12 protein-coding genes are annotated in these 16,424 nt (G+C 64.8%); 3 read left to right on the top strand and 9 right to left on the bottom strand.

All coding sequences use genetic code 11. The features are described 5' to 3' along the window. Positions 1-44: 44 nt before the first annotated feature. Positions 45-1,763, bottom strand: a complete 1,719-nt coding sequence (locus P2T60_RS20120) for a carbamoyltransferase family protein (RefSeq protein ID WP_276282635.1) — start codon at positions 1,761-1,763, stop codon at positions 45-47. Between the two features lie 17 nt (positions 1,764-1,780). Next, positions 1,781-2,743 (bottom strand): phosphotriesterase family protein, encoded by a 963-nt coding sequence (locus P2T60_RS20115; protein ID WP_276282634.1) that lies wholly within the window; start codon positions 2,741-2,743, stop codon positions 1,781-1,783. 91 nt (positions 2,744-2,834) lie between these two features. Here P2T60_RS20115 and P2T60_RS20110 point away from each other — a divergent pair, with 91 nt between their 5' ends. From P2T60_RS20110 to P2T60_RS20100, 3 genes are all read left to right on the top strand, one after another. Further along, positions 2,835-3,926 carry a nitroreductase family protein gene (locus P2T60_RS20110; RefSeq protein ID WP_276282633.1) on the top strand — a complete coding sequence of 364 codons (1,092 nt, stop codon included), beginning with the start codon at positions 2,835-2,837 and terminating at the stop codon, positions 3,924-3,926. Next, positions 3,923-4,993 carry a SagB/ThcOx family dehydrogenase gene (locus P2T60_RS20105; protein WP_276282632.1) on the top strand — a complete coding sequence of 357 codons (1,071 nt, stop codon included), beginning with the start codon at positions 3,923-3,925 and terminating at the stop codon, positions 4,991-4,993. The genes P2T60_RS20110 and P2T60_RS20105 overlap by 4 nt, the downstream gene beginning before the upstream one ends. Before the next feature lie 683 nt (positions 4,994-5,676). After that, positions 5,677-6,456, top strand: coding sequence for a phytanoyl-CoA dioxygenase family protein (locus P2T60_RS20100; RefSeq protein WP_276282631.1), 780 nt, complete (start codon positions 5,677-5,679; stop codon positions 6,454-6,456). Positions 6,457-6,486: 30 nt separating this feature from the next. On the opposite strand, the gene P2T60_RS20095 is transcribed toward P2T60_RS20100, so the two are convergent. From P2T60_RS20095 to P2T60_RS20065, 7 genes are all read right to left on the bottom strand, one after another. Further along, the gene (locus P2T60_RS20095) at positions 6,487-7,401 is read right to left on the bottom strand and encodes a cation diffusion facilitator family transporter (protein ID WP_276282630.1); all 915 of its coding nucleotides are present in this window, start codon (positions 7,399-7,401) and stop codon (positions 6,487-6,489) included. A 265-nt stretch (positions 7,402-7,666) separates the two neighbouring features. Then, a complete protein-coding gene (locus P2T60_RS20090; protein WP_276282629.1) occupies positions 7,667-9,505 on the bottom strand; it encodes an IucA/IucC family protein in 1,839 nt (612 codons plus the stop codon). A 2-nt stretch (positions 9,506-9,507) separates the two neighbouring features. Then, on the bottom strand, positions 9,508-10,917 hold the full coding sequence (locus P2T60_RS20085; protein ID WP_276282628.1) for a lysine N(6)-hydroxylase/L-ornithine N(5)-oxygenase family protein: 1,410 nt from the start codon (positions 10,915-10,917) through the stop codon (positions 9,508-9,510). After that, a complete protein-coding gene (locus P2T60_RS20080) occupies positions 10,914-11,501 on the bottom strand; it encodes a GNAT family N-acetyltransferase (RefSeq protein ID WP_276282627.1) in 588 nt (195 codons plus the stop codon). The genes P2T60_RS20085 and P2T60_RS20080 overlap by 4 nt, the downstream gene beginning before the upstream one ends. Beyond that, positions 11,498-13,354: an IucA/IucC family protein gene (locus P2T60_RS20075; protein ID WP_276282626.1), complete on the bottom strand. Its 1,857-nt coding sequence runs from the start codon at positions 13,352-13,354 to the stop codon at positions 11,498-11,500. Before P2T60_RS20075 ends, P2T60_RS20080 begins: the two co-directional genes overlap by 4 nt. Continuing rightward, the gene (locus P2T60_RS20070) at positions 13,351-14,841 is read right to left on the bottom strand and encodes a pyridoxal phosphate-dependent decarboxylase family protein (protein WP_276282625.1); all 1,491 of its coding nucleotides are present in this window, start codon (positions 14,839-14,841) and stop codon (positions 13,351-13,353) included. The genes P2T60_RS20075 and P2T60_RS20070 overlap by 4 nt, the downstream gene beginning before the upstream one ends. Further along, positions 14,838-16,217: a diaminobutyrate--2-oxoglutarate transaminase gene (locus P2T60_RS20065; protein ID WP_276282624.1), complete on the bottom strand. Its 1,380-nt coding sequence runs from the start codon at positions 16,215-16,217 to the stop codon at positions 14,838-14,840. Before P2T60_RS20065 ends, P2T60_RS20070 begins: the two co-directional genes overlap by 4 nt. Between the last annotated feature and the right edge of the window lie 207 nt (positions 16,218-16,424).

Genomic DNA, 16,424 nt, shown 5'->3' with positions numbered 1-16,424 from the left:
GTCCTTATTTTAAAAACGTTGTGACGACCGGTCGCCCGGATTGCTCACTTCTCGACCAGTAGCCCTTCGATGGCGAGGGCGTCGAGACCCATCGAGTAGAAGTCCGAGATGGCCTGCACCGGCGAAGTGACGATGGGTTCGCCGTGGTCGTTGAACGAGGTGTTCAACAGCACCGGAACGCCGGTGATGTCGGCGAACTCGTCGAGCAGTCGGTAGTACTGCGGGTTCTGGGACTCGGTTACGGTCTGGGGGCGCGCCGTTCCGTCGCTCGGATGGATGGCCGCGGCTATCTCGTCTCGTTTCTCCGGTCGAACGTCGAACGTCTCTATCATGAACGGGGCGCGTCGTCCGTCCACGAAGTACTCGTCGGCGCGCGACTCGACGACCGACGGCGCGAACGGCCGCCACTGCTCGCGGTCCTTGACGTACTCGTTGACGCGCTGGCGCGACTCGCTGGTCCGCGGGTCGGCGATGATGCTTCGGTTGCCGAGCGCCCGCGGTCCCATCTCGAGTCGGCCGTTGAACCACCCGACGAGTTCGCCGTCCGCGAGTCGTTCGGCGACCGCTCGCTCGAAGTCGTCGGGCTTGCTGTAACTGAGTTTCTTCCGCTGGAGGTAGGTCTCGATGGCTTCTGGGGGGTACTCCGGACCCCAGTAGACCGTCTCCAGCGTCGGCACCGAATCGGCGGGGAACTGGTCTAGCGCCGCGCCGAGTGCGACACCGGCGTCGTTCGCAACCGGTTGGACGAAGAACTCCTCGACGGCCGGAAGTTCGCGGATTCGCTGGTTGAGTTTGCAGTTGAGTCCGAGACCGCCCGCGACTGCGACGTTTTCGAGTCCCGTCTCGCTACAGTAGCGGGCCACGATGTCGGTGACGGTCTCCTCGACCATCGACTGGACGACGCGGGCGAGGTCTTTCTCCCACTGTGAGAACGTCTCGGTGTCGGTCGTCCGCGGGCGGTCGAAGAGTCGCTCCAACCGCCGGATGCCCGATTCGGTGGTCTCGCCGCCGGTGAGTGCGGTCACGTCGTAGTCGAGTCCGGTCGTGACCACCCGCCGAAGCGCGCGTTCGATGTCCTCGTCGCGCTCGCCGTAGGGTGCCAACCCCATCACTTTCCCCTCGCCGTTGAGGGGTACGTAACCCAGATAGCCGGTCACGACGCTGTAGAACATGCCGAGACTGTTCGGGAAGGGGTAGGTGGCGACTCGTTCGAGTCCGCTTTCGTCGGCGGCCCAGACGACCGTCGAGTCGTACTCGCCCGACGAGTCGAGGGTCACGACGAGCGCGGACTCGAACCCGGAGGGCGCGAACGCGGAGACGGCGTGACTCCGGTGGTGGCCGGTCGTCGCTATCGGCGGGACCGGCGACCCGAGGTCCGCGAATCGGTCGCGGACCTCCGAGTGGAGCGAGAGGCCGAACTTCCGGAAGTGGTCGGCGGCGTGGCGGAGGTGGCGGAAGCGTTCGGACAGCGACTCGTCGGCGAACGGAATCGCTCGGAGTTTCCGGGCGAGTCGCTTCGGTTCCAGTTTCGGGTCGTACGGCACCGCGATTCGGTCCACGTCGGCGAGTTCGAGGTCGCACTCGCTCAGCGCGGCCTCGATAGTTCGCTCGGGAAACGCGTGGCTTCCGTGTTTGCTTCGCGTGTATCGCTCGTCTTCGGCGGCGAACAGCACTTCGCCGTCGCGGGCGACGACGACGCTGTTGTCGTGTCCCCAGTAGTCCACGACGCCGCACTTGAGTCCTAAGACAGTTCGTTCACTCATGGTATCTCGTCGGCGTCTCACGCCGTGAATAGCCTCTTCGGGTTGGTCTCGGTCATCGTCGTCACGTCGTCGGGCGAGAGGGCGGTTTCGAGTTCCGGAACTACGTACTCGAACAGGCGGTCCGGACGCCACTGGTCTAAGTCGTCGTAAATAACCTCGACCGACCGGCCGAGCCAGTTGACGATGTAGTCGTGTGACAGTAGAATCCGGTCGGCGTAGCCGTCCCTGCACAGACTGGCGACGCGCTCGATTCGCGTGTCGTCGTCGGTCTCGTCGCCGTTCGTGCCGATTTGGTCGAACCCGATGCGGACGCCCATCTCCACGAGTTCGCGCTGGACCTCCGGGTCGTGCTGGTCGATGTGCCCGATTACCGTCCGGTCGGGGTTCGCGCCCGCGTCGAGGAGCGTCTCGGCCTGTTCGACGCCCATCGTGCCCGACTCGGTGTGGGTGAGAATCGGCGCACCGGTCCGGCGCTGTGTGCGCGCTGCGGCCCGGAGCAGGGCGTCGTCGTAGTCGGTAATCTCGCCGTTGCTACTCCCGACCTTGACGATTCCGGCCCGAACTCCGGTGTCCCTGATTCCGTCACGGAGTTCGGTGACGAACAGTTCTTCGAGTTCGTCGGTCACGTCGCCGAGGAGTCGGCGATGCTGGTCGAAGTACGTCGTGGAACCGCGGCTTTCGGGATACGTGCCGGTCGAGCAGACGATGGAGACGCCGCTCTCCTCGGCAACGTCGCGGAGCAGACGGGCGTCTCGTCCGGCGTCGTTCATCGTCGCGTCGAAGAGGGTGTCGAGACCGAACTCCTCGCGCAACCGACTCAGTGTCTCGACGGCCCGTCGTCGGCACTCGTCTCTGTCGTACGGCGCGACCGACTTGTCTATTCGCCAACCCGGTACGCCGTAAGCGACGTGTTCGTGCGGGAGAGTACGACCCATCTCGTCGGCCGACAGCTTCCCGGTGACTGTAGTAATCTCTGTCATCGACGCGGCTGTTATTATTATAAGTTCCGCACGCACAATTTAAATCCATCGGTCGTCATAGTCGAACGTAGAAGGACGTAGCTCACACGCCATGCACGAACATACTTCTCAACCCGCGAACGTGGTACGAACGAACCGGACGCTCCGGACTCGATTTCCGGGCGTCCTGACCGACTCGGAGCGCCCCGTCATCGACGTGTACGACGGTGAGAGCGTTTCGACGCGCGAACTCACGACCCCTGTGACACTCTCGCTCCTGTCGTTCGCAACCGAACCCCGGACGCTGGCCGAAATCGACGAGCATCTCCGGGAACGCTCCTCGCTCGACGCCGACCGGCGGACCGCGCTGACGGCCTCGCTCCGCGACGACGGGATTCTCGTCGCGCCGGGTGCGACCCCGGAGTCCGCCGTCGAGTGGGTGCGTCGTGGCTGGTACGGTGCCCTCTACTACCACCTACAGACGAGAGACGACGGCCCGGCCGACGGGAGCGCGTTCGACTACCCGCCGACTGCGGCCGAGTCGCCGCCCGGCCCGCGAGTCGCGCTTCCGGACCCGGAGCCACTACCGGACGTTCCGTTCGCCGACGTACTGCTGTCGCGTCGGACCTGCCGGGACTTCGACGGGACGGCGATTTCCCGCCAGTCGCTCTCGACGCTCCTGTTTCACACGTTCGAGCCGATTCGCCGAGTCCGGTCCGGCGACGTGGAAGCGGCGACGACCGACGAACGACTCGCCGTCGCCGGTCTCGCACCGTTCCTCGTCGTCAATCGGGGCAGTGACCTCGACACGGGCGTCTATCGCTACGACCCCGCGAACCACGCGCTGTTCGAAGTCGAAGGCACGGCGCTCGCCGACGACGCCGACGGCACGGCGGCCGACGCCGCGGTCCAGCGACTCGTGACCGGCCAACCCTACATCGACGGTGCGTCGATGACCCTCGTGCTGACGTTTCGAATCGCCCACCTCCAGCAGTCCGGGAACCTGAGTTGCCTCCGAAACCTGTTCACGACTGCTTCCGCGTCGGGCCACCGCCTGCTTCTGACCGCGGTCGGAACCGGGTTCGAGGTGTTCCAGACGGCGGCGGTCAGCGAGTCGGTGGCGAGCGAACTCCTCGGCGTGGACGAGTTCGCGCACGCGCCGGGCTACGTCCTCGCGGTCGGACAGGGGGAGGTGGACGCATGACCGACGAACTGCGAACGAACCCGTTCCTCTCGCTCGCGCCCCGCCCCGACGACACCCACGAGTTACTGCTCGTAGACGCCTACGCCAACGAGTACCAGAACATCTCGGACCCGAGGGTGTACCGACTGCTAACCGACGCGGCCGAGGGTATCGACAGACCGTCGCTGGTCGAACGGACGGCCCGACTGTTCGACTACGCCCCCGAACGCGCCGAGTCGCTCGTCGCCGGTCTGGAAGACGCGGGCCTGCTGTGGGCCGACGACGAGTCGTCGGCCCCCGAACGGGCGGCGGGTCGATGGTGCGACCACGACTGGACGGCCGCGTTCCGGTACTACCTGCTCATGCACGACTACCCGTTCATCGACGACGTGGACCGCGCGGGCGAGAAACAGCGCGAGATGTCCGAGACGGAGGGCCTCCCGTCGCGGTACGTGCGCTACCCGGACGCCGAGACGGTGACACTCCCCCACCCGTTCTCGGTCGAACAATCCCCGTCGCTGTCCGAGGTCCTCCACGGGAGCGTCGGTGCGACCGGCGAACCGGACGACGCACCGCTGTCTCCCGAGGAGCTATCGTTTCTGTTGTATCTGGCGCTCGGACAGACCGGCGTCGGTAACTACGACTCGCCGCTGTATCACCTCCAGAAGCCGAACCCGTCCGGCGGCGGTCTGCACCCGACGGAAGGCTACCTCGTGGTGAGAGACGTAGACGGAATCGAGCGCGGCGTCTATCACTACTCCGTCGAGACGCACGCGCTGGAGCGCATCGCCGAGACGGACCCCGACGCGGTACTCGACGCCCTCTTCGGGTCCACGCCGGAACCGCCGTCGCTGGTCGCGTTCTTCACGTCGGTCGTCGAGAGAAACATGGCGAAGTACCGCGACCCGCTGGTGTTTCGCGTTCTCCAACACGATGTCGGTCACGTCCTCCAGACGCTCGCGTGCGCGTGCGCTGGACTGAACCGCCAGTTCGATTTCGGACGAGTCGAGCGGCGTCGGACGCTCTCGGAGCGACTCGGACTCGACCCGCTTCGGGAACCGCTGTTCGGGTACGCCATCGTGGACTGAGGGGCACCGTCACTGTCGAGTTCGGCTATCGGCGAAAATCGCGGGTAATCGAAGACCGATTCGAGTCGATAGACCCGGAATCAGCTTTGCACGTACGGTTCCGCAACGAAGAGGTCGTCGTCGCTGACTTCCTCGGTAACGGCTTCCATCGCGTCGTCTGTGTTGTTAGTCATTAGTTTCACCTCCAAAAGTATAGAAATATTTTAGCTACTTAATGTTTGGGGCGTATTCGGGGGTCACGACGACTGCAAAACACCGCGTTGGTCTCCCGCTATTCCGTCGAGACTCGGCAGAAACCGTCGTCAGACTCGGTTTCGGGGAGAAACCGCCGATAATCGAAGGCCGATTCGAGACGGCAGAGCCGGAATTAGCTCACCACGTACGGTTCCGCAACGAAGAGGTCGTCGTCGTCGACTTCCTCGGTAACGGCTTCCATCGCGTCGTCTGTGTTGTTAGTCATTAGTTTCACCTCCAAGTACAGAGAAACAACGGATATACTTAGTAGTTGGGGTGGATTGATTTAATAAAAAGAAGAAGGGACTAATAGCCGTCTGGACCGGTTCCGCGGCGGTCCGGTGCCCGAGCGGACGAGAGGAGACGAACTCCGACCGACCGCGCGCTGGAAGAATAATTTCCCTATAATCACCGATTTATTTTTGTTGCTTCGGATAATCTACGATAGTATGGCTGAAGAATCAGCGGTCGGGTCGGTCGACGTATCTGCCTTCCACGAACGCGGCTTTACCGACCCGTTCCGCGTCTGTTCGGGCAACGAGATGCGCGAAATCAGAGAGCGAATCGACGCCGAAGTCCTCACCGACGAAAACCCCGAGGCCACGCCGGGGGAAATCTCGTCGCAGTTCTACCGCCACGTCGATTCGCCCGTCGTCTACGACCTCTGTAGTCGGCGGGAAATCGTAGAGCGGATGCGCCAACTCTACGGCGACGACCTGATGCTCTGGAGTACGAAGTTCTGGGAGAAGGTGCCCGGGACGACCGAAGTGCCGTGGCACCAGCACTACCACCACGTCCTCGTGGACCCGCCGGTGACGCTCACGGCGTGGATTGCGCTGACCGACGTGACCGTCGAGAACGGCGCGATGGAGTTGATTCCGGGGTCCCACGACGAAGTTATCCCGGAAGTAGAGTCGCCGCCGAACAAGTCGTTCCAACACATGGCCGACCCCGACGAGTTCAGCACCGACGACACCCGCCGGATGGAAATCGACGCGGGCGAAGCGTTCATCTTCGACGAGCGGACGCTCCACCGGTCGTTCGAGAACACCTCCGAGGACCGGCGACGACTCGCGCTCACGATGCGCGTAACCGTCCCGTTCGCCTCGTTCGACCCGAAGGGCGTCGGTGGGGACGAAGAGAACGAGTTCACGACTGCGATGATGCTCAGCGGGACGAACACCGTCGGAAAGAACCGTACTATCGACCCGCCCACGTCCGCGGACTGAGCGCCGACCCGTCACCGAACTTCGCTGTTTTTAGCTTCTGGCGGGAGTCGGGGTGGAGTTATCGGCGTCTCTCCACTCACCGAGACCTACCGGGTCGAGATGGACGTGAACGTCTGCGACCGGTTCGATGTCGCGGACGCGCTCGTGGAGTTCTGATTCGATGTCGTGGGCCTCGACCACGGTTAGGTCTCGGCCCACTTCGGCGTGGAACTCCACTTCGATGACGTGGCCCGAATAGTAGGCCACGAAATCGTGAATGCCGTGGACTGCGGGATGTTCACGTATCCGGTCTTTGATTGCCTCTCGGTCCGACTCGGGGGGCGCGCTATCCGTGAGATATTGGACGTTCTCCCGCGAAATTTCGATTCCTTGGTAGATGACGAGCAGGCTCACAACCCCGCCCGCAATCGGGTCGAAGATTGGATAGCCGACCGCCATAGCGAGTACGCCCAGAAGGGCCGCCCCGGTCGTGTAGAGGTCGTTGAGGCTGTCCGTAGCGAGCGCACGGAGACTCGGCAGTTCGAGTTCCCGATTCACGTATCGGGTGTACCAGTAACAGACGTACATGTCGCCGAGTGCGAACAGGAGACCGACGACGAGCCAGAGGCTGTAGTCGGCAGTGACGCCGGTGAGCAACGAGCGGCCGGAATCGTAGAGCAGTTTGAGTCCGAGGAGGACGAGAACCCCGCCGACGAAGAGCGCGGAGAGCGGTTCGAATCGGTCGTGGCCGTGCGGATGTGAGCTGTCGGCGTCTTCGTGGACGGACCGTCCCAAGAGTAAGACGACACCACTTGCGAGGAGGTCAGCAACGGAGTGCGCTGCGTCGGCAGTGAGTGCGAGGCTCCCGGTGAGTAGACCAATCGACCCCTCGACGACAATCTTGAGGGCGTTTAACAGAACGTTCACCCACGAAACTTTGAGGAACGCCTCACGAGTTTCGGCCATCGAAACTTTCTTTTGTGCCGATTTCACTTAAGAGCGCTCATTAGCCGTGTTTAATCGAGTTTTTGATTCAGTCTAAAATCGCTGGGTCGCAGATTAGTCGGGACTCGGGGACCGATGTACGGCCGAACTCAGTCACTCCTTACCGCGCTACCCAGACGGCACCGCCCAAAGAAACAATTATATTTCTTTAACAATTGTATAGTTGTCCCCAAGCGCTCGGACGCGCCCACCGAGAGCGGGCGAGAGGAAGCCGACGACTGTCTCGTCAGTCGTCGTCAGCCATCGGCCGCGCGGACTCCGGTCGTTCCTCGGCGACTTCGTGGAGTGCGTTGGTCACGGTGCCGTGTTCGGAGGCGTGGGGTCGGCCCGGTGCGTCGTCGTAGCCGTAGTCGAAGATGCGGTTCCGGTTGAGACTCAGCTTCGTGAACTCGGGTTGGAGCAGGTCGAACAGCTCGAACCGGTCTTCGAGTTCGGGGAACCGGGCCTGATAGTCGAGAATCGTCTCGCGGGCGTGGGTCCAGAACTCCTCCTCGGGGTAGTCCTCGTGGACTTCCAGCACGTCCGCGACGTACCGAAGCACGCAGACGAACAGTCCACAGAAGATGAACTGACAGAGACCTTCCGGTGGCTCTTTCCGGAGAACCTCGTGCATCTCGTCGGGAAGTGCCTCCAGTTCCGGCAGGGGTCGGTCGCTCACGTTCACGTCGTCCACGAAGTCCTTGACGGCGAGTCGCGTCGGAACGCCGTCCTCCACGACGAGCATCGTGTTCTGGCCGTGGGGTGAGAACACCGTCCCGTACCGGTAGAGGAAGTGCAGGAGCGGCGGAAGCACGGTGTCGAAGAACTCTGACAACCACTCGTCCAGCGTGAGACCCGACTGTTCGACCAGTCGGGAGACGTAGGGAACGCCGTCGCCGTCTACGTGCATGAGCGACGAGAGCGTAATCGCGCGCTCGTCGTCTTCGAGGAAGGTGTAGATGGACTCGCGCCAGACGACGCCGAGCAGTTCGTGGTACTGGTAGGGCGACCCGTCGATGTCGGTGAAGTCCGAGTGGTCGTAGTTGAGACCCGCGATTTCGCCCGGCAGGACCAGCCCTTCGTCCTGCAAGAACTCGTCTCGCTCGTAGATGCCCTTGATGTACTCGGTGACGGTCGGCGCGAGTTCGGTGCGTTCGCCGGGAAGTCCCCGCCAGACCAGCGTGTTCAGAATCTTCATCGGAACCTTGACGTGGTGTTTCTCGTCGTGGTCCACGTTGACGAACGTCCGGACCGACTGCTGTGGCAGGTACTCGTCGGGTCCATCGCCGAGCGGAACGATGTCGTCGGCCGCGATGTCGTCGGCGAACAGCGGAACGATGCTGTTGTTCCACTGCCAGTCGTGGACCGGCAGGAAGTAGTAGGCGTCGGGGTCCAACCCCTGCGAGGCGAGTCGGTCGCGGAACTCGCCGTAGCGGTCGCCGAGTTCGCTCTCGACCAGCGAGTCGTGTTCGACTTCCTCCGTGGCGACGAAGGTTGCCTTCTCCGCGCGGACCGCGACCCACGAGAGTTCGACGGGGTTCTTGCGCTCGGGGGCGAACTCCCGGTAGTCGTCGTACCCCCACCCGAGTCGGCCCTTGTTGTAGGTAATCCACGGGTGGCCGTCCATCTCGCCTTCGAGGTGGGCGTAGTCCAAATCGAGGGGGTCGAAGCTCTCGTCCCGACCGCGATTTCTGGCCTCGATGTGGGCGTCGGCCAGCAGGGTCCGCTTGTACTCGCGGACCAAATTACCCTCGGTCAGACCGTCGAGGTCCCTGTTCTCGCCGAGGTCCCGGAGCAGGCGGAGGGGGTCGCCGAGCGGTTCCCACTCGCCGTCGGCGCGGCGCTCTACCGTCTCGCCGTGGACGTGGAGGCTGTCCATCAGTCGCTCGGTGGCCTCGAACCGATACGCGGCGTCTCCGAGGTCGAATCGGTAGGTCGAGCGGTCCTCGCCGGTCTCGACCTTTCGCGGGGCGATTATCTCCTCGTAGGCGAACTCTTCGAGCATCTTCGTCAGGAGTCGGCCTTCGACCGTCTCCCAAATCTCGGCGTCCAGTGCGTCGTTCAGGGTTGCGTCGTTCGGATTCATGGTTAGTCTCGGGTGAGGGGAGTCGATTCGCTCTCGCGTCGGCGAGAGGTGTCGGGCGTGCGCTCGGCGAACCGTTCGACCGCGAAGTCCTGATACACGGTGTCGTCGTCCTCGGGGAAGACCTCCCGGCCGACGAGTCTGTTCACGAACTTCGTGTTGCGGTAACAGCCGAGTCCGAGGTCCGGGACGCCGACGCCGTGGGTGTGGAGTTCGGCGTTCTGGAGGAACACGTCGCCCGTCACGTCGAGCGAGAGGCGGTGGTCCCGCGTCACCTCGAACCGGCCCTTCTCGTCCCAGTGGATGGTCTCCTCCAGCGGGTCGAGGAAGTCCGGAATCGGACGCTCGTAGCCGGTTCCGAGGACGACCACCTCGCTCTCGTGGACGAACGACTCGTCGGCCTGCCACTGGTGGCAGTCGAGCGCGTAGGCGTCTCCGACCGGTTCGATGTCCCGCACGTCGGTCATGGCGAACATCCCCACGTCGGGGTCCCGGTCGCCGATGGACCGCCGGTAGAGCAGGTCGTAGATTTCCGCGCTGGTCTCGGGGTCGATGCCCTTGTAGAGGATGTCCTGATTCGGAATCAGGTCGTCTTTGACCGACTGGGGCAGGTCGTAGACGTACCGGTCGTACTCGGGCGTGAAGTGCTGGAGACCCAGTTTCGAGTACTCCATGGGGAAGAACCCCTCCGAGCGCGTGAGCCAGTCGAGTCGGTAGTCGCCGTCGGGTTGCCGGTCGAGCAGGTCCTGAAACACCTCGGCCGCGCTCTGGCCCGACCCGACCACCGTAATCGAGTCGGCGTCGAGACACCGGTCGCGCCGGAATCGGTACTCGGCGGTGTGGAACACGTCGGTCTCGGGGTGGCCCCGCAGGCTCTCGGGGACGGAGGGCCGACTCCCGATGCCGAGCGCGAGGTTCCGAGCGCGGTAGACGAGTTCCTCGCCGGTTTCGAGGTTCCGAGCGGTGACGACGAAGCAGTCCGCTTCGTCGTCCCACGTCACGCTCTCGACCCGGCGACTGAACCGGCACGAGTCCAAACGCTCGGCGACCCACCGGAGGTAGTCGTCGTACTCCCGGCGGGGAATCTGGAACGTCTCGTAGAAGTAGAACTCGTAGATGCGGTCACGCGCCCGGAGATAGCTCAGATAGCTGTGGGGGTTGGTCGGGTCGGCCATCGTCACGAGGTCCGCGAGGAACGGCACTTCGAGGGTCGCGCCCTCGACGAGCATCCCCTCGTGCCACGCGAACTCGGCGTCCTGTTCGAGGAACACGGCGTCTACGTCGGCGTTCTCGTCGGCGTTCGCGCCGTCGAGAAGGGCCGCGAGTCCGAGGTTGAACGGGCCGAGTCCGACCCCGAGAACGTCACGGACGTTCTCGGTCCCGCCGTCCGCGGCGGTCGGGTCGCGGTCGCTCATTCCATCACCTCCCGCTCGAACCGCTCGCGCTCGCAGACCATCAGCAGGGCCGTCTTCTCGTCCGTCTCGATTTCGCGCTGGGGTTCGAAGCCGCACTGCTCGAAGACGTGGTGGACGATTTCGTTGCGCACGTCGGGTTCGGTCACGATTCGGTCGGTCTCGCCGTGGCGGAACTGCATCTCCGTCACCGCCCGCAGGAGCGGTTCGGCGTACCCCTGCCCCAGATACTCCGGCGGGCCGATGAGGAGGTGGATGCCTTGGTCGGTCGGGTCGGCGTCGTAGTAGTCGGCGATGGGGTCGTCGGCCGCCCAGTAGCACTCCCAGTAGCTCATCGGCACGTGGTCCAAGTGACCGACGTAGGGGGTCATGTGGTCGTCGGCCAACTTCTCGGCCAGCGCGTCGCGGAACTCCGGCAGGGGGTCGTCCAACTGCCAGTAGGGGAGAACGTGGTCCTCGTTGAGCCACGCGTGGAGCATCCCCAAGTCGTCCATCTCGGCCCGCCGGAACGAGACGGTCCTGTCGATTTCCTCGTCGTGGGTCTGGAAGTCGTAGGGTGCGGCGACGATGCCTCCGGGACCGGTCATCGCCGAGTCACCTCCCGCGGGACTTCCGTGACGAGTGGATTCTCCACGTCGGCGTACACCGACTGGTTCTCTAAGGACCCGACGAGTTCGTCCATGTCGTGGAACCGCGTGAGCAGGTTGGCCTTGCACGGAAGGGTCTCCTCGTCCAGCAGGCCGTCCAACAGCGACGACGACTCGCGGTCGAACTTCCGGCAATGCTCCAACTCCTCGCGCAGAATCCCGAGCAGGTCGCGCTCGTCGGCCAGTCCCGCGGTCCCGAAGGCGTTGATTAGGCCGAACAGGTTGTTCAACACGACGTAGTACCGGATGCGCTCGTCGGCCACCTCGTCCGGGCAAATCGTGTCCGCGCGCTCGCCGACGCCCGGTAGCAGGTCGTCTAACTCCTCGTACTGCGACTCTGGGAAGTAGTAGCCCTGATTGTCCCGGTAGTAGAAGGCGTCGGGGTAGCCATCTTCCAGCGCGAGGACGCCGTTCTGCTGGTGGGCCTCGACGCCCAGTCCGCGTTCGAGGTAGAGCCACAGAATCGGTCGCAGGGAAATTTCGAGGTATCGGCGGAACCAGTCCCGACTCACGGCCTCGGTCGAACGACCCTCTCGGTCGGCGAGGGTCCGGACGACTTCGCCCAACCGCGACCCGTCGCCCGAAATCCGGTCCTGACAGAGCGCGACCACCGGTCCAGCGTTCTCGGCGTCCGCGCCCCGGAAGGCGTTCTCGCGCAGGACGACCTCGAAGCCGGATTCGGCCCCCTCGCCGATGTCGAGGGTGAGCGACGCCGGGTCCCGAACCACGTCGAAGTCGGGGAATCGCTCGCGCAGGTCGTCGCCGAGTTCGGTGTCGAGCAGTTCCGCGATTGCGACCCCGCGGTCGAGTTCCGGGCGCTTGTTGACGCGCTCGGAGTTGGTAATCTCGACGTTGAGCGACCCCTTGACCATGAAGGGCGCGTCGGGCGCGTAGAGGGTCCGGACCGAACTCGTCGGGTGGAACTCCCGGCCGACCTGCCCGAGCGATTCGAGTCCGTCGCCCAACTGCTCGCGCACGTGGTCCTGTTCGAGCAGGTAGTCGGCCTGCCACGGGTGGACCGGAATCAGCACGTCGTCGCTCTCGACGTGTTCGGCGACGAACGAGTCCGAAACCTCGGGGTCCTCGCGGAGCGCGGCCTTCACCCACTGGCTGGCCGAGTCCGCACCGGCCGAGTCCGCACCGACAGATTCGGCGCTTCCGGCGTCTCGGCGAGACGCCGGAAGCGCCGAGTCCTGCCAGACGAGTTCGGGGTCGGCCCGGAAGTAGTGGAGCGCGAACGACCCTTCCAACTCGGGCGCGTAGGTCGGCGACTCGTGGGGCGGGATGCCTTGGCGACTCTTCGGCGTCGGGTGGAGCAGGTGGCCGAACACCAGCGACTGCTCGGCCTCGCGGAACGTCGTCTCGAAGCCGTAGAGTCGGTCGGCGTCGTCTCGTCGGGCCTCCACGAACCGGGCGACGTTCTCGCAACTCTTGAGGACCCGCAGGAGGAGTTCGTCGCGGTTTCCGGCGTCCTCGCGGGTCAGCGAGAGTTCCTTCGTCACCAGTGACGCCAGCGTCACGTAGTCGAGTTCCAGCGTCTCACCGTCGCCCTCGCCCTGCCGGTAGTACCCCGGCAACTCGAACAGGTGGCGGTCGGTCGGCGACCGATACCGGACCGGGACGTAGAGGGTCGTCGCCTGTTCGGGCAGGGGGACCCGGACCGCCCGCTCGCGACCGTTCGTCGGCGCGGGGACCGACTCGGCGTCCACGACTTCGTAGTCGCCGGTCTCACGGAGGTAGCAGTTGAGGAAGCTGTGCAACGTCGCGGATTCTGCGATGTCTGTCGGATTCATCGTCGGAGTGTCCGGTCTGCGACTGCGATGGTTCGCGCACGGTTCCGCACGGCGTCCAGCACGTCGGCAACGTCCTCGACGGTCGTCTTGGGGTTCAGCAGGGTGAACTTCAGGCTGGTCGTGCCATCGACCTCGGTGCGGCCGACCACGCCGTCGCCGTTCCGGAGCAGGGCCGCCCGGAGCGCGGCGTTGAGCCGACCCACCCGGTCGTCGCCGACGCCCTCGGGCCGGTACCGGAACACGACCGCGTTGAGCGTCGGGTCGTTGACCAACTCGAAGTCGGGCGCGTCGGCCAACAGGTCGGCCACCTCGTCGGCGAGTTCGAGCGTGGATTCGACCAGTTCGGCCAACCCCTCGCGGCCGAGCGTCCGGAACGTGACGTACGGTTTGAGCGCGTCGAACCGGCGGGTGGTCTGGACCGACTTCGAGACCAGATTCGGCGCGCCGAGGTCTGCTTCCTCGGGGTTGAGGTAGGTCGCCGACCGCCGAATCAGGTCGAAGCGGTCGCCGTCTCGCACGAGGAAGGCCCCGCAACTGATTGGCTGGTAGAACAGTTTGTGGAAGTCCACCGCCAGCGAGTCGGCGCGCTCGATTCCGGCCAACTTCTCGCGGTGGGCGGGAGAGAGCGCGAGCGCCCCGCCGTAGGCCGCGTCCACGTGGAACCAGAGACCGTGTTCGTCGGCGCGGTCCGCGAGCGAGTCGAGCGGGTCGATGCTCCCGAAGTCGGTCGTGCCCGCGGTGCCGACCAGCGCGAACGGTTCCCGTTCGCGCTCCCGGAGGTCCGCGATTGTCGCGTCGAGAGCGTCGGGGTCCATCCGGTAGTCGTCGTCGGTAGGGACGGTCACGACCGCGTTCTCGCCGAGACCGAGGTGGGCCGCCGACTGCTCTGCGGTGAAGTGGGCCGCCTCCGAACAGAGGATTCGCATCGACTTCGACTTGTGCGGGAGACCCGACTCCTTGACTCGGCGACCGAATCGCTCGCGGGCGAACCAGTTGCGAGCCAACAGGAGCGCCTGAAAGTTCGACTGGGTGCCCCCGCTGGTGAACACGCCGTCACCGCCCGGACCGTAGCCGAACAACTCGCAGAGCCGGTCTACCATCCGGCGCTCGACGTGGGTCGCCGCGGGACTCTGGTCCCACGAGTCGAGCGACTGGTTGGTCGCGGCGATGGCGGTTTCGGCCGCGAGCGCAGGCACCAGCGGCGGACAGTGGAGGTGCGCGATGCAACTCGGGTCCGGGACGCCCACCGAGTCGGCCAGCACATCGTCGCCGACCTCCGCGACGGTTTCGGCGAGGGGTTGGCCCTCGTCGGGGAGGCAGTCGCGCTCGGCGAATCGGTCGTCCAGACGCTCGGAGGCCGCGCCCGAGTAGGGGGTCGCGTTCTCGGCGAACGCTTCGACCACTGCCTCGCTCGCCTGCGAGACGGCTTCGCGGTAGGCGTCGTTCCCGGCCTCGGTGCCGAGAAAGAGGTCGTCGGCGCTCGTCATGGCGACGCGCCGACCTCCGCGGACCGGGCGTCGGTCTCCGCGACGGCCGCTTCGACCGACTCGCGGAAGATTCGGCCGATGTCCTCGATTTGGTCCTTCGAGACGATTAGCGGCGGCAGGAACCGGACGGTCGAACCCTCGCGGCCCCCGCGTTCCACGATTAGCCCGCGGTCGAAACACGCCGACTGGACCGCCTCGGCGAGGTCGGGGTCGGGCGGGTGCGCGCCGAGACTGTCGGGTTCGGCCGCGGTATCGACCATCTCGGCACCGAGCATCAGCCCCCGACCCCGAACGTCGCCGACTTCGGCGAAGTCGTCGGCCGCCGCGTCGAGGTGGTTCTGGAGGCGCGCACCCATCCTCTCGGCGTGACTCGGCAGGTCCTCCTCGACGATGTACTCGATGGTGGCCTTCCCCGCGGCCATCGCCAACTGGTTGCCTCGGAAGGTGCCGGTGTGCGCGCCCGACTCCCACTCGTCTAACTCCTCGTCGTAGAGGACGACGGCGAGGGGAAGGCCGCCGCCGACCGCCTTCGAGAGCGTCACCACGTCGGGGGTGATACCGGCGCGCTCGAAGTCGTAGAGGTCCCCGGTCCGGCCGAGTCCCGACTGAATCTCGTCCACCACGAGGGGTACGTCGTGTTCGCGGGTGATTCGGCGCATCTCCCGAAGCCAGTCGGCGGGCGGAGCGATGGACCCGCCTTCGCCCTGCACGGGTTCGAGGACCATCGCCGCCGGGTCGGTGAATCCGCGTTCGGGGTCGGCGAGCAGTCGCTCGACGTACTCGCTTCCGACTTCGTGGCCGCCCTCGCCGATTCCGAAGGGGCACCGATAGGAGTAGGGGTACGGAAGGTGGTGGACGTTCCCCATCGTCCCCGGCACCTCGGCTTTGGGGTCGGTGTCGCCCATCAGACCGAGCGAACCGTGAGTCATGCCGTGGTAGCCGCCGCGGAACGAGAGGACCGAGCGGTTACCGGTCGCGGTCTTGGTGAGTTTCAGGGCGGCCTCCACCGCGTCGGTACCCGCCGGACTACAGAACTGAATCTTCGCGGAGTCGGCGAACTCGTCGGGGAGACTGTCGAACAGCGTGTCAACGAACGCTTCCTTGACGGGCGTCGTGATGTCGAGGGTGTGCATCGGCCGGTCGGCCGCCATCGCGTCCTCGATTGCCTCGACGACGACCGGATGGTTGTGTCCGAGGTGGAGCGTTCCGGCCCCGGCGAGACAGTCGTAGTAGGTGTCGCCGTCGGCGTCGGTGACTTCGACGCCTCGGGCTTCCCGAATCGCCATCGGGAGGTGACGGGGGTAGCTCCGCGCGTTGGACTCTCTGTCGGCCTGCTTGTCGAGCAACCGAGCGTTCGAAGCGCCCGCGTACGCCATCTCAGTTCACCGCCTCGGCGAACGCAGTTCGGTCGGTCGCCTGTTCGAGTCGGAGTGGATTTGGTCGCGTCACAGTTTTTAGGCCGACCTAAAAATTGAAAAGTATTTCTATACGGCCTAATTCATGTAATTTAGGCTAGCCTAAAACGGGCGAGAGGCGTTCGGCCGACTACGCTCGAAAGTACAATCACCACTCCGAGATATTTT

The organism is Halorussus caseinilyticus (assembly GCF_029338395.1).
Taxonomy (GTDB): Archaea; Halobacteriota; Halobacteria; order Halobacteriales; family Haladaptataceae; genus Halorussus; species Halorussus caseinilyticus.
The sequence above is the reverse complement of the archived record's forward strand: the minus strand, read 5'-3'. Positions and strand labels throughout refer to the sequence as shown.